Here is a 14,701-nt window from a genome sequence, read left to right on the forward strand (position 1 = left end):
CCGATCGTCCCGCGCATGGCGCGGGAGCAACCTTTGAATCAACGCTTCTGGGTCAACGCGCGGCGTTCGAACTCGACGATGCGCTGACGGTAATGCTCAATCGTCTGGGCGGTCAGCACGCTGCGCTGGTCGTCTTTCAGTTCGCCGTTCAGCTCCTGGGACAGTTTGCGCGCCGCAGCCACCATCACGTCGAAGGCTTGCTTCGGATGACGCGGTCCAGGCAGACCGAGGAAGAAGCTCACGGCCGGGGTGCTGAAGTGGTCGATGTCGTCCAGATCAAAGATGCCCGGCTTGACCGCATTGGCCATGGAGAACAGGACTTCGCCATTACCGGCCATGCTTTCGTGACGGTGGAAGATGTCCATCTCGCCGAAACGCAAACCGCTTTCCAGAATGTTCTGCAACAACGCAGGGCCTTTGAAACCGGCGGCGTCGCGGCAGATCACGCTGATCACCAGCACTTCTTCAGCTTGTGGTTGATCTTTTTCAGTCACGGCTGGCGAGGCTTTGGTGTCATCCGGGAAATCGTCGTCACGACTGCTGAAGCTCGGGCCGCCATCCAGATCAAGGCTGAGGTTCATGTCGCCTTGCGACGGTTCGCCATGACCACGCTTGCCGCGCTTGGAACCCGACTCACGCGGTTCACGGGCAGGCATGCTCACCGAGGGCAGATCGTGCTCATCCAGTTGCGGTTCCTTGTGTGTGTCCAGCACGCGGGGCGGGCCCAACAGCTCGGCGCTGGTGTCCTCGTCCGGCAGATTGGACAAACTTCGGTCAAGACGGAATTTCAGTTTTCCCTTGCCGCCGCGCATACGGCGCCAGCCATCAAAAAGAATACCGGCAATAACAATAATGCCGATGACGATCAGCCACTCGCGCAGACCGATTTCCATGTAATCCCGTGCCTCTATAAAAAATGCTGAAAAATAAGGGGTTTACAACTCGTAAACCGCTTTAAAACGTGGCGCCAACTCTATGTTCTGACAGGCGTTTTGCCCACGTATACGAAAAATTGACATTAAACTAGCACGACCAAAGGCAACTTTACACCGTCTGTCACCATGGCTTTAGCGAATATGTCGATTGGCCAGCAAGTAAGACCCAGTAAAAACGTCCTACGGCCTGGCAATACCCGTCCTACAGACGCCGACTCAGGCGTCCACCATCGCCATCGCCTCCTCGACATCCACTGCCACCAGACGCGAGCAACCCGGTTCGTGCATCGTCACACCCATCAGTTGATCGGCCATTTCCATGGCGATCTTGTTGTGGGTGATGTAGATGAACTGCACCGTCTGCGACATTTCCTTGACCAGCCGTGCGTAGCGTCCAACGTTAGCGTCATCCAGTGGTGCGTCAACTTCATCGAGCATGCAGAACGGCGCCGGGTTCAACTTGAAGATCGCAAAAACCAGCGCCAATGCGGTCAGGGCTTTTTCGCCACCGGAGAGCAAATGGATGGTGCTGTTCTTCTTCCCTGGCGGCTGCGCCATGATCGTTACCCCTGTATCGAGTAGATCTTCGCCCGTCAGTTCCAAATACGCGCGCCCTCCACCGAAAACTTTTGGGAAAAGCGCCTGTAAACCGCCATTGATCTGATCAAAGGTATCTTTGAAGCGGTTGCGGGTTTCCTTGTCGATCTTGCGAATCACGTTCTCGAGCGTGTCCAGCGCTTCCACCAGATCATCGTTCTGCGCATCCAGATAACGTTTACGCTCGGATTGTTGCTGGTATTCGTCGATGGCCGCGAGGTTGATCGCACCGAGACGCTGAATGCGCGCGGCAATGCGTTCAAGTTCTTCTTCGGCGTCCTTCTCGTTGGCCTCGGCCGTCAGCGTGGCAAGCACGCCGTGCAGGTCGTAGCCGTCTTCCAGCAGTTGATCCTCAAGGGTCTTGCGGCGCACGGTCAGGGCTTGCCATTCCATGCGCTGGGTTTCCATCTGGCCGCGAATCAACTGCGACTGCTGCTCGGCCTGGTTACGTCGTTTTTCCGCATCACGCAGTTCACGGTCAGCGTCTTCCAGAGCGATTTGCGCGGTCTTGAGTTCTTCGTCGACGGTCATGCGCTTGTCGAGCAATTCTTCCAGTTTCAACCGCAGCTCTTCCAGCGGCGCCTCACCCTCCTCCAGATTGAGGCTGAGCTGTTCGCGTTTTTCGGTCAGGCGCTCGGACTGCATTTCCAGCCGTTCCAGCGCCTGACGCGTCGAGTCGTGTTGCGCCTTGAGCGAACCGAGACGCACCGCCAATTGATGCGCGTGATCCTTGTGCTGCCGGGCTTCCTGGCGCACCCGATCGAGGCGCTCGCGCAAGCTGTCGCGCTGGGCCAACAGCAATTCACGCTGCTCGGTGTCGAGCGCCATGGCGTCGAGGGCTTCCTGCAATTGCAGGCGTGCCTCACCGATGTTTTCGTGTTCCAGCGCGCGCTGTTCGCCCAGTTCCGCGAGCTCTTCGTCGAGGCGCGTACGACGCAGCGTCAGCTGTTCAGCCTTGGCTTTGCCGGCGGACAGTTGAGCTTTCAATTCACCTTGCTGACGCGCTTCGTCTTGCAGCAGACGGCGCAGATGTTCGCGTCCGTTTTCCTGCTGACGCTGTTGCGCCCGGAGGTTCTGCAGTTGGGTTTCCAGGGTCTCGACCGTGGCTTCGCGCTCTTCACGCTCTTCGGTCAACCGCTGAATTTCCTGACCGCGCGCCAGCACACCGCTTTCGGCTTCGCTGGCCCGCCGCACCCGTAAAAAGTGCCGACCAACCCAGTAACCATCACGGCTGATCAGGCTCTGCCCAGGGGTTAATTGACTGCGCAACGCCAGCGCCTGTTCGAGGCTGTCGACCGGCTTGACCTGCCCCAGCCACGGCGACAGATCGATCTGCGCCTCGACCTTGTCGAGCAAACTGCCCGGCACGCGCACGCCATCAGTGGCCGGGCTGAGCAAGCGCAAATCGCCCTGAGCAAAACCAGCCAGATCGAAATCGCCGAAGTCGTCCACCAGCACCGCTTGCAGGTCGGCGCCGAGCACGGTTTCCACCGCCAGCTCCCAACCCGCTTCCACCTTCAGGCCTTCGGCCAGGCGCGGGCGATCCGCCAGATGCTGCTCACGCAACCATTCGGCGGTACCGGTGCCCGGATCAAGCGCGGCTTGCTGCAAGGCTTCAAGGGAAGCGAGACGACCGTTGAGGCGCTGCAAATCGCCTTGCGCCTGCTGCTGATTGTGCAACGCGAGCTGCAATTCCTGACGCAGTTGCTCAAGGCGTTCGACCTGGGCTTCTTCGCTGGCCTGCAAATCTTCAAGCGTGGCTTCACTGGCCGCCAGTTGCTCGCTGAGTTCCATGATCGCCGCGTCTTCCGGGTCCGCCGAGAGCAACGCGCGCTCTTCACCGAGGCGCTTCTGACGGTCGGCCAGACGCTCCATGCTGGTTTCCAGCTGCTGGATGCGTGACTGCTGCACTTCGGACTGGCGCCGCGGCTCGGCGGCGGTCAGGTTGAACGTGTCCCATTGCTCCTGCCAGCCGTGCATGGTGGTTTCGGATTCTTCCAGCGCGGCGGCGGCTTCTTCGGCGGCGGCGCTGGTAACTTCTTGCTCCGGCGTGAGCATGTCGAGCTCTTCGCCGAGGGTCAGCAACAGTGTGCGGTCGTGCCCCAGATGCGATTCGGTTTCCAGACGTGCGCGCTCGGCTTCTTTCAGATCGTCCTGCAACTGACGCAGACGCTGCTGACCGTGCTGGATGCTCTGCTCGACCCGGGCGATGTCGCCGCCGACCGAATAGAAGCGCCCTTGCACCAGATTGAAGCGCTCGGACAGGTCATGGTGCCCGTCCCGGAAGCGTTCGATGGCGGCATCGGCGTTGCGTTGCTCGGCGACCAGCGCTTCGAAGGTGACTTCCTGATTGCCGATCACCGCTTCGCGCTGACCGACCTGTTCGTTCAATGCCTGCCAGCGCAAGGCTGACAGCTGGGCCTTGAGCTGGCGCTCTTCGCCTTTGTATTCCTGATACTTCTTCGCGGCTTCGGCCTGACGGTGCAAGCGTTCGAGTTGACGCTCGAGCTCCTCGCGCAGGTCGGTCAGGCGCGCCAGGTTTTCGTGGGTGCGGCGGATGCGGTTTTCAGTCTCGCGCCGGCGCTCCTTGTATTTGGAGATGCCCGCCGCTTCTTCAATAAAGTTGCGCAGGTCTTCGGGCTTGGACTCGATCAGCTTGGAGATCATCCCCTGCTCGATGATCGAGTAGCTGCGCGGGCCGAGGCCGGTGCCGAGGAAGATGTCGGTGATGTCGCGACGTCGGCATTTGGTGCCGTTGAGGTAATAAGTGGTCTGGCTGTCGCGGGTCACTTTGCGGCGAATGGAAATTTCCGCATAGGCGGCATATTCGCCGAGCAGCGTGCCGTCGGAGTTATCGAACACCAGCTCGATGCTGGCCTGACTCACCGGTTTACGACTGGTGGAGCCATTGAAGATGACGTCGGTCATCGACTCGCCACGCAAGTTCTTGGCCGAGCTTTCGCCCATCACCCAGCGCACGGCGTCGATGATGTTCGACTTGCCGCAACCATTGGGCCCGACCACTGCCGCCATGTTGCTGGGGAAGTTCACCGTGGTCGGATCGACGAAGGACTTGAACCCCGCCAGCTTGATGCACTTGAGCCGCACGCTTAAGCGTCCGTCAGGGCAGAAACCACCAGATCGCAGCTGCGCTGGGCATACGCCGTCAGCACTTCGCGGATCTGCGGAAAGTCACGGGCCAGCACGGCAGCGAGCAGGCGCTCGAACAGTTCGAGGAATTCGCTCATCGACGCCTTGCGCTGGTCCAGGGCGAGGAAATACGCGCGGCTCATGGCCGGCTGCAGATTCTCGACGGTTTCCTGCAAGTACGGGTTGTTGGCGAACGGGTACGCGGCGCGCATCACATTGAAGCTGTCGTCGACGAAGGTGCGGATGTCCTGACGCTCGTAGCTGGCGGCCAGACGTTGCTGGATCTGCACGAACGGCGCCATGTCGGCCTGGACTTTCCAGCCACTGGCCACGGCGTTACCGAGCAGGATGTACAGCTCGCTCATCAGCGTGCACAGGCTCTGGACCTTGTGCGCCGTGAGTTCGGTGACATGGGCGCCCCGTCGCGGCAGGATCGCGATCAGGTGGCGACGCTCGAGGATCAGCAAGGCTTCACGGACCGAGCCGCGGCTGACATTGAGCGCCAGCGTGACCTTCTGTTCCTGAATGCGCTCCCCGGGCTTCATTTCGCCGCGAATGATGCGTTCGGCGAGGTGGTGAGCGATTTGCTCGGCGAGGCTGTCCGGCGCCTTGAACGTCATGGTTGTCCTTCAAACTCTTCGATCTGCACAAGCGGCGCAGTGTAACCCACTTGATAGCTCATGGCGGAGTGCCCACTCGGCGGTTTTGGCACGATTCAAGCAAAAAAGCAGGTGTGTGCGTGAGGGTCAATACTGAAGAAATGAGGTGTTTGTCGACAAAATGCTATTTCCTGACCTTTAAGTCAGAAAATCATTGACCGAAAAGTCAGACCTGCTAAATTCGGTTCAAGTCGGTTAACAACAATAATGAGTCTGCGAGGCCTTCCGTGATCCAGTTTTTACTTAACCAGGAACTCCGTAGCGAGCACGCCCTGGACCCAAACCTGACCGTGCTCAATTATCTGCGCGACCATGTGGGCAAACCCGGCACCAAAGAAGGCTGCGCCAGCGGTGACTGCGGCGCCTGCACAGTGGTGGTCGGCGAGCTACAAACGGATGACGACGGCCGCGAACACATTCGCTATCGCAGCCTCAACTCGTGCCTGACGTTCGTGTCGTCGTTGCACGGTAAACAATTGATCAGCGTCGAAGACCTCAAGCATCAGGGCGAACTGCACAGCGTGCAGAAAGCCATGGTCGAGTGCCACGGTTCGCAATGCGGCTTCTGCACCCCGGGCTTCGTCATGTCGCTGTTCGCCCTGCAAAAGAACAGCGATGCACCCGATTCTCACAAGGCGCACGAAGCGCTGGCCGGCAATCTGTGCCGTTGCACCGGTTATCGGCCGATCCTGCAAGCCGCCGAACAGTCTTGCTGCGGCAAGCAACCGGACCAGTTCGATGCGCGTGAAGCCGACACCATCGCGCGCTTGAAAGCGATTGCCCCAACGTCCATCGGCGAGCTCAACAGTGGCGACAAGCGCTGCCTGGTGCCGCTGACCGTCGCCGATCTGGCCGACCTCTATGACGCTTATCCACAGGCGCGCCTGCTGGCCGGTGGTACAGACCTGGCCCTTGAAGTCACACAATTCCACCGCACCTTGCCGGTGATGATTTACGTCGGCAACGTCGCCGAGATGAAGCGCATCGAGCGTTTCGATGATCGCCTGGAAATCGGCGCCGCCACCGCCCTCTCCGACTGCTACGAAGCATTAAAGGCCGAGTACCCGGATTTCGGTGAGTTGCTGCAACGTTTTGCCTCGCTGCAGATCCGCAACCAGGGCACCCTCGGCGGCAACATCGGCAACGCCTCGCCCATCGGAGACTCGCCGCCCCTGCTGATCGCCCTGGGCGCGCAAATCGTCCTGTGCAAAGGCGAAACCCGGCGCACCCTGGCCCTGGAAGATTACTTCATCGATTACCGGGTCACCGCGCGTCAGGAAAGCGAGTTCATCGAGAAGATCATCGTGCCACGGGCCCGCGCCGAACAACTGTTCCGCGCCTACAAGGTGTCCAAGCGTCTGGACGATGACATCTCCGCTGTGTGCGCCGCGTTCCAGATCCGTCTGGAAAACGGTGTGATCGCCGATGCCCGCGTCGCCTTCGGTGGCATGGCGGCCATCCCGAAACGCGCCAGTGCCTGCGAAAAAACATTGCTCGGTGCGCCGTTCAACAACGCCACCGTCGAACGCGCCTGCGCCGCACTGGCCGAAGATTTCACCCCGCTGTCGGACTTCCGCGCCAGCAAAGAGTACCGCCTGCTCAGCGCGCAAAACCTGCTGCGTAAATACTTCATCGAACTGCAAACACCGCACATCGAGACTCGGGTGACCGCTTATGTCTAATCATCACGCTGTAGAGAAGACCCAAGCCGAACTGGCTGAACTGTTCGCCAAGGACCTGACCACCGGTGTCGGCCGCAGCGTCAAGCACGACAGCGCCGCCAAGCACGTATCCGGTGAGGCGCAGTACATCGACGACCGCCTGGAGTTTCCGAACCAGCTGCACGTTTATGCACGCCTGTCGGACCGCGCCCACGCGAAAATCATCAGCATTGACACCAAGCCCTGCTACGCCTTCGAAGGCGTGCGCATCGCGATCACCCATGAAGATGTGCCGGGCCTGAAGGACATCGGGCCGCTGTTGCCGGGCGACCCGCTGCTGGCGATTGATGACGTGCAATTCGTCGGTCAGCCGGTGCTCGCCGTGGCGGCGAAAGACCTCGAAACCGCACGCAAGGCCGCGATGGCCGCGATCATCGAATACGAAGATCTCGAGCCGGTGCTGGACGTGGTCGAAGCCCTGCGCAAACGCCACTTCGTGCTCGACAGCCACACCCATCAGCGCGGCGACTCTGCGGGTGCCTTGGCGACTGCCGAGCACCGCATCCAGGGCACGCTGCACATCGGCGGCCAGGAACATTTCTACCTCGAAACCCAGATCTCTTCGGTGATGCCGACGGAAGACGGCGGCATGATCGTCTACTGCTCGACGCAGAACCCGACGGAAGTGCAGAAGCTTGTCGCCGAAGTGCTTGATGTGTCGATGAACAAAATCGTGGTCGACATGCGCCGCATGGGCGGAGGTTTTGGTGGCAAGGAAACGCAAGCCGCCAGCCCGGCCTGTTTGTGCGCCGTGATCGCGCACCTCACCGGCCAGCCGACCAAAATGCGCCTGCCGCGTGTCGAAGACATGTTGATGACCGGCAAGCGTCACCCGTTCTACGTCGAGTACGACGTCGGCTTCGACAGCACCGGCCGCCTGCACGGCATCGCCCTGGAATTGGCCGGCAACTGCGGTTGCTCGCCGGACTTGTCGGCGTCGATTGTCGACCGTGCGATGTTTCACGCCGACAACTCATACTATCTGGGCGACGCGACCATCAACGGTCACCGCTGCAAAACCAACACCGCGTCGAACACCGCGTATCGTGGCTTCGGCGGCCCGCAAGGCATGGTCGCCATCGAAGAAGTGATGGACGCGATTGCCCGTCATCTGGCCCTCGATCCATTGGCGGTGCGCAAGGCCAACTACTACGGCAAGACCGAGCGCAACATCACGCATTATTACCAGACCGTCGAGCACAACATGCTCGAAGAAATGACCGCCGAGCTGGAAGAAAGCAGCCAGTACGCCGAGCGTCGTGAAGCAATTCGTCGCTACAACGCCAACAGTCCGATCCTGAAAAAAGGCCTGGCGCTGACCCCGGTGAAATTCGGTATTTCGTTTACCGCGAGCTTCCTCAACCAGGCCGGTGCGCTGATTCACGTCTACACCGACGGCAGCATCCACTTGAACCATGGCGGCACCGAAATGGGCCAGGGCTTGAACACCAAAGTCGCGCAGGTCGTGGCGCAAGTGTTCCAGGTGGAAATGGACCGTGTACAGATCACCGCAACCAACACCGACAAGGTGCCAAACACCTCGCCGACCGCCGCGTCCAGCGGTGCCGACCTCAACGGTAAAGCGGCGCAGAACGCAGCGGAAATCATCAAGCAGCGTCTGGTCGAATTCGCCGCGCGGCACTACAAGGTCAGCGAAGAAGACGTGGAATTCCACAACGGTCACGTGCGGGTTCGCGATCACATCCTGACCTTTGAAGCACTGATCCAGCAGGCGTATTTCGCTCAGGTGTCGCTGTCGAGCACCGGATTCTACAAGACCCCGAAAATCTACTACGACCGCAGTCAGGCGCGTGGCCGTCCGTTCTACTACTACGCGTTTGGCGCAGCGTGCTGCGAGGTGATCGTCGACACCCTGACCGGCGAGTACAAGATGCTGCGCACCGACATCCTCCACGACGTCGGCGCCTCGTTGAACCCGGCCATCGACATCGGCCAGGTCGAGGGTGGTTTCATCCAGGGCATGGGGTGGCTGACCATGGAAGAACTGGTGTGGAACAACAAGGGCAAGCTGATGACCAACGGCCCGGCCAGCTACAAGATTCCGGCCGTGGCGGACATGCCGCTGGACCTGCGGGTGAAGCTGGTGGAAAACCGCAAGAACCCGGAAGACACGGTGTTCCATTCCAAGGCCGTGGGTGAGCCGCCGTTCATGCTCGGCATCGCCTCGTGGTGTGCGATCAAGGACGCCGTGGCGAGCCTTGGCGACTACAAGCATCAACCGAAAATCGATGCGCCGGCGACCCCGGAGCGTGTGTTGTGGGGGTGTGAGCAGATGCGGCAGTTGAAGGCGGTGAAAGCCGTGGAAGCTGAAACCGAACTGGCTTCGCTCTAAGACCGCGTCGCGGCCATCGCAGGCAAACCAGCTCCCACAGGTACGATGCAATCCTTGTGGGAGCGGGCTTGCCCGCGAAGAGGCCGGTACAAACAACAACGATGTCGAGGTGACTATGTACAACTGGATCGACGCCCTCGCCGACCTGCAATCCCGGGGTGAGCCCTGCGTATTGGTGACCATCATCGAAGAGCTTGGCTCGACGCCGCGCAATGCCGGTTCGAAGATGGTCATCAGCGCCACCCAGGCCTTCGACACCATCGGTGGCGGGCATCTGGAATACAAGGCCATGCAGATCGCCCGCGACCTGCTTGCCAGCGGCAAACAGGACACCCACCTGGAGCGCTTCAACCTCGGCGCCAGCCTCGGCCAGTGCTGCGGAGGCGCGACCGTGTTGCTGTTCGAACCGATGGGCCAGGTCCAGGCGCAGATCGCCGTGTTTGGTGCCGGTCATGTCGGCCGCGCCTTGGTGCCGCTGCTCGCCAGCCTGCCCTGCCGGGTACGCTGGATCGATTCGCGGGACGACGAATTCCCTGAACAGATCCCTCACGGCGTGCGCAAGATTGTCAGCGAAGAACCGGTGGACGAAATCGACGACCTGCCCGCCGGCAGTTACTGCATCGTCATGACCCACAATCACCAGCTCGACCTCGAACTCACCGCCGCGATCCTCAAGCGCAACGACTTCGCCTACTTCGGCCTGATCGGCTCGAAGACCAAACGGGTGAAGTTCGAACACCGCCTGCGCGACCGCGGATTCGACAACAGCGTCGTGCAACGCATGCGCTGCCCGATGGGCATCGGCGAAGTCAAAGGCAAGTTGCCTGTGGAAATCGCCATCTCCATCGCCGGCGAAATCATCGCCACCTATAACGCGAATTTCGGCCAGCAGACCGCCAGCGCCGGATCATCGATTGCCAAACTGCTGCCCGCTTCACGCCGCAGCCAAGCCTCTCATTGATAAGCCTTAGAAACCGAGAACCCTCATGCCTTTGACTCGCAAAGCTTACCGCGCCGCCATCCTGCACAGCCTTGCCGACCCCGCCGAAGTCGGTATTGAAGCCTCGTACGAGTATTTCGAAGACGGCTTGCTGGTGGTCGACAACGGCCAGATCAGCGCGCTCGGTCACGCCAGCGACTTGCTGCCGACCCTGCCGGCCGACATCGAAATCACTCATTATCAGGACGCGCTGATTACCCCCGGCTTCATCGACACCCACATTCACTTGCCGCAAACCGGCATGGTCGGCGCCTACGGCGAGCAACTGCTCGATTGGCTGAACACCTATACCTTCCCGTGTGAAAGCCAGTTCGCCGACAAGAAACACGCCGACGAAGTCGCCGATATTTTCATCAAGGAACTGCTGCGCAACGGCACCACCACTGCGCTGGTGTTCGGCAGCGTGCATCCGCAATCGGTGAACTCGTTCTTCGAGGCTGCCGAACAGCTCGACCTGCGGATGATCGCCGGCAAGGTGATGATGGACCGCAACGCGCCGGACTACCTGACCGACACCGCCGAATCCAGCTACGTCGAAAGCAAGGCGCTGATCGAGCGCTGGCACGGCAAGGGTCGCTTGCACTACGCAGTCACCCCGCGTTTCGCCCCGACCAGCACCCCGGAACAACTGACCCTCGCCGGCCAGTTGCTCAGCCAATTCCCTGACCTGTACATGCAGACGCACATCAGCGAAAACCTGAAGGAAGTCGAATGGGTCAAAGAGCTGTTCCCGGAGCGTAAAGGCTACCTGGACGTCTACGATCACTATCAATTGCTCGGCGAGCGTTCGGTGTTTGCCCACGGCGTGCACCTGTGCGACGACGAGTGCGCGCGACTGGCGGAAACCGGTTCGGCCATCGCGTTCTGCCCGACGTCGAACTTCTTCCTCGGCAGCGGCCTGTTCAACCTGCCGATGGCCGAGAAGCACAAACTGAATGTCGGTGTGGGCACGGACGTTGGCGGTGGCACCAGCTTCTCGATCCTGCAAACCTTGAACGAAGCGTACAAAGTCATGCAGCTGCAAGGTGCGCGTCTGAGCCCATTCAAATCGCTGTACCTGGCGACACTCGGCGGTGCTCGCGCGTTGCGTCTGGAAGACAAGATCGGCACCTTGAAACCGGGCACCGATGCCGACTTCCTCGTGCTGGATTACAACGCCACGCCGTTGCTGAGCTATCGCTTGAAGCAGGCGAACAACATTGCCGAGACGTTGTTTGTGTTGATGACGCTGGGGGATGACCGGGCTGTTCTGCAGACGTATGCGGCGGGGAATCAGGTGCATCAGCGCTAAATCTTCCGGGCATAAAAAATCCCCCGCAATCGATGGTTGCGGGGGATTTTTATTGCTCTTGAGACCGTCATCGCGGGCTTGCCCGCGATGGTTCGACTCGGTCTACCTTAGAGTTTGACCGCTGGCCGCCCAGGCTTCTTGGTCTGCAACAAATGCGAGAACACCGCATGCAAATCATCCGACGCACTTTCTTCGTCGAGGTTGAGTTTGCTGTCGATGTGATCCATGTGATGCATCATCAAATTCACCGCCAGCTCACCGTTGCGCGCTTCGATGGCGTCGATCAGCTGGGTGTGTTCGTCGTAGGAACAGTGCGAACGGTTGCCACTTTCATACTGGGCAATAATCAACGACGTCTGCGACACCAGGCTGCGCTGGAAGCTGATCAGCGGCGCATTCTTCGCCGCTTCGGCAAGTTTCAGGTGAAATTCGCCCGACAGACGGATGCCGGCACCGCGATCACCGCGGGAGAAGCTGTCGCGCTCGTCGTTGACCATCTGGCGCAATTCGGCGATCTGCTCGGCGGTCGCGTGTTGGACAGCCAGTTCAGTGATCGCTCGTTCCACCAGACGGCGCGCGAGGAACACCTGACGGGCCTCTTCGACGCTTGGGCTGGCGACGACCGCGCCACGGTTCGGACGCAGCAGCACGACGCCTTCATGGGCCAGGCGCGAGAGCGCACGGCGGATGATGGTGCGACTGACCCCGAAAATTTCCCCCAGCGCTTCTTCGCTCAACTTGGTGCCGGGCGCCAGACGCTGTTCGAGGATGGCCTCGAAGATATGCGCGTAGACAATATCGTCCTGGGTCCCGCTGCGGCCGGCTTTACCTGCTCGCGGTTGTTTTTTGAGGGGCTGCAACTGTTCGTTCATGGGCACTCGAGTCGGGAGAACTGCGGCGAATTGACGGTGACTGTAATACGGCACAGTGGGTCGCTGGCAAGTATCGCGTAAAAAACACCGCGATTGTACACAATGGAGGGTGGCAACACGACTGTACGGCTGTTTGTCGCTTCCGCTGTATTGCAACGATCCCTTACGTTTGAGTTTAGGCTTGAACCTGAAATCTGCCGCTCGAACACAATCCCTGTGGGAGCCGAGCTTGCTCGCAATGGCGTCCGGGCAGTCAACACACGTGTCGATTGATCCACCGCCATCGCGAGTAAGCTCGGCTCCCACAGGGTTCACCGGCGTTTCGGACATCTTTATAAAAGGAACAGCGCTGTCATGAACGACGCCACGCATACGCAGCTCCGACCACTGGCCGACACCTCGCCGTCGGCCATCGTCGCCGGCTTCATCGCGATGATGACCGGTTACACCAGCTCCCTGGTGCTGATGTTCCAGGCCGGCCAAGCGGCGGGCCTGACCAGTGGGCAGATCTCCTCGTGGATCTGGGCGATCTCGATTGGCATGGCGGTATGTTCGATCGGCCTGTCGTTGCGTTATCGCACGCCCATCACCATTGCCTGGTCGACCCCCGGTGCGGCCTTGCTGATCACCAGCCTCGGCGGTGTCAGTTATGGCGAAGCCATCGGCGCCTATATCACCTGCGCAGTGCTGGTGACGATCTGCGGCCTGACCGGCAGCTTCGAACGGCTGGTGAAGAAGATTCCAGCCTCCCTGGCCGCTGCGTTGCTGGCAGGGATTCTGTTCAAGATCGGCAGCGAAATTTTCGTCGCCGCCCAGCATCGCACCGGGCTGGTGCTGGGCATGTTCTTCACCTATCTGGTGATCAAGCGCCTGTCGCCGCGTTACGCCGTGCTGGCCGCGTTGTTGATCGGCACTGCATTGTCCGGGTTCATGGGGTTGCTGGATTTCAGTGGTTTCCACCTGGAAGTGGCGACGCCGGTCTGGACCACGCCGCACTTCTCGCTGGCTGCGACCATCAGCATCGGCATTCCGCTGTTCGTGGTGGCCATGACCTCGCAGAACATGCCGGGCATTGCCGTCCTGCGCGCCGACGGTTACACCGTGCCGGCCTCGCCATTGATCACCACCACCGGTATCGCCTCATTGCTGCTCGCACCGTTCGGCTCCCACGGCATCAACCTGGCGGCCATCAGCGCAGCCATCTGCACCGGGCCGCATGCCCATGAAGACCGCAACAAGCGCTACACGGCGGCGGTCTGGTGCGGGATTTTCTACGGGATTGCCGGGGTGTTCGGCGCGACATTGGCAGCGTTGTTTGCCGCGCTGCCGAAAGAACTGGTGCTGTCGATTGCGGCGCTGGCGCTGTTTGGCTCGATCATCAATGGCTTGAGCATTGCCATGACCGAGGTGAAGGAACGGGAGGCGGCGCTGATCACCTTTATGGTCACGGCGTCGGGGCTGACGTTGTTTTCCATTGGGTCGGCGTTCTGGGGGATTGTGGCGGGTGTGTTGACGCTGGTGATTTTGAATTGGCGCAAGGGCTGAGGGACCCGACATCGACTTCGCAGGCCAAGCCATGCACCTGCAAAAAGCAGGCATAAAAAAACGGCGACCCTTGGGTCGCCGCTTTTTTTAGACAAAAAGCTATGACATCAAGCTACCGGATTGATCGGCTTTTCCGGGTACCAGACGTCGATCAGCGGGCTGACGGTTGCTTCGGTCAGTTCGCTGCGGCCTTTGAGCCAGGCTTCAACAGCTGCGCGCTGCTCTTCGGACACCGAGCCACGCTTCTGCAGGCAAACCAGACCGAAGTCGTCGCCGCCAACATAACCCAGACCGTTGGCTTCCATGGCTTCTTTCAGGAACGCGTCGAGGAAAGCATCAATGGCTTCATCAGCCAAATCTTCTTTGAAATCCAGGTTCAGTTCGAAACCCAGCTCTTGAAATTCATCGACGCACAGTTTTTTGCGCAGACGCTGGGAACGGTTAGTCGCCATTGGAACAATCCTCATAAGTAATAACGGGCGGCACTTTAGCAGTTTAAGCCGCTAATTGCCCGACTCTCTGGGGGGCATCGCTGACCGCCGGTAAAAAAATAGCAGATTAGAAGGCCATGGCACGGC

10 protein-coding genes are annotated in these 14,701 nt (G+C 60.1%); 5 read left to right on the plus strand and 5 right to left on the minus strand.

Annotated elements, in window-relative coordinates; genetic code table 11:
* Positions 1–38: 38 nt before the first annotated feature.
* From zipA to H8F22_RS04540, 3 genes are all read right to left on the minus strand, one after another.
* Positions 39–893 (minus strand): cell division protein ZipA, encoded by an 855-nt coding sequence (gene zipA / locus H8F22_RS04530; RefSeq protein WP_027921742.1) that lies wholly within the window; start codon positions 891–893, stop codon positions 39–41.
* 258 nt (positions 894–1,151) lie between these two features.
* On the minus strand, positions 1,152–4,640 hold the full coding sequence (gene smc, locus H8F22_RS04535) for a chromosome segregation protein SMC (protein WP_194939792.1): 3,489 nt from the start codon (positions 4,638–4,640) through the stop codon (positions 1,152–1,154).
* A gap of 2 nt (positions 4,641–4,642) precedes the next feature.
* Complete coding sequence (locus H8F22_RS04540; protein ID WP_027921744.1) at positions 4,643–5,302, minus strand: GntR family transcriptional regulator; 660 nt, start codon at positions 5,300–5,302, stop codon at positions 4,643–4,645.
* Between the two features lie 266 nt (positions 5,303–5,568).
* Here H8F22_RS04540 and xdhA point away from each other — a divergent pair, with 266 nt between their 5' ends.
* The 4 genes from xdhA (at position 5,569) to guaD (ending at position 11,706) form a co-directional block, all read left to right on the plus strand.
* Positions 5,569–7,023 (plus strand): xanthine dehydrogenase small subunit, encoded by a 1,455-nt coding sequence (gene xdhA, locus H8F22_RS04545; protein WP_027921745.1) that lies wholly within the window; start codon positions 5,569–5,571, stop codon positions 7,021–7,023.
* On the plus strand, positions 7,016–9,415 hold the full coding sequence (gene xdhB, locus H8F22_RS04550) for a xanthine dehydrogenase molybdopterin binding subunit (protein ID WP_027921746.1): 2,400 nt from the start codon (positions 7,016–7,018) through the stop codon (positions 9,413–9,415). Before xdhA ends, xdhB begins: the two co-directional genes overlap by 8 nt.
* A gap of 115 nt (positions 9,416–9,530) precedes the next feature.
* A complete protein-coding gene (gene xdhC, locus H8F22_RS04555) occupies positions 9,531–10,376 on the plus strand; it encodes a xanthine dehydrogenase accessory protein XdhC (RefSeq protein WP_194939793.1) in 846 nt (281 codons plus the stop codon).
* Positions 10,377–10,401: 25 nt separating this feature from the next.
* Positions 10,402–11,706 carry a guanine deaminase gene (guaD, locus tag H8F22_RS04560; protein WP_194939794.1) on the plus strand — a complete coding sequence of 435 codons (1,305 nt, stop codon included), beginning with the start codon at positions 10,402–10,404 and terminating at the stop codon, positions 11,704–11,706.
* A 107-nt stretch (positions 11,707–11,813) separates the two neighbouring features.
* On the opposite strand, the gene H8F22_RS04565 is transcribed toward guaD, so the two are convergent.
* Complete coding sequence (locus tag H8F22_RS04565) at positions 11,814–12,578, minus strand: GntR family transcriptional regulator (RefSeq protein ID WP_010456474.1); 765 nt, start codon at positions 12,576–12,578, stop codon at positions 11,814–11,816.
* Positions 12,579–12,932: 354 nt separating this feature from the next.
* On the opposite strand from H8F22_RS04565, the gene H8F22_RS04570 reads away from it, so the two are divergent.
* On the plus strand, positions 12,933–14,123 hold the full coding sequence (locus H8F22_RS04570; RefSeq protein WP_027921749.1) for a benzoate/H(+) symporter BenE family transporter: 1,191 nt from the start codon (positions 12,933–12,935) through the stop codon (positions 14,121–14,123).
* Between the two features lie 107 nt (positions 14,124–14,230).
* Here H8F22_RS04570 and H8F22_RS04575 read toward each other — a convergent pair whose 3' ends face one another.
* Positions 14,231–14,575: a YggL family protein gene (locus H8F22_RS04575; protein ID WP_007896965.1), complete on the minus strand. Its 345-nt coding sequence runs from the start codon at positions 14,573–14,575 to the stop codon at positions 14,231–14,233.
* Positions 14,576–14,701 lie beyond the last annotated feature (126 nt).

Origin of the sequence: Pseudomonas mucoides (assembly GCF_015461845.1) — a bacterium.
GTDB lineage: Bacteria > Pseudomonadota > Gammaproteobacteria > Pseudomonadales > Pseudomonadaceae > Aquipseudomonas > Aquipseudomonas mucoides.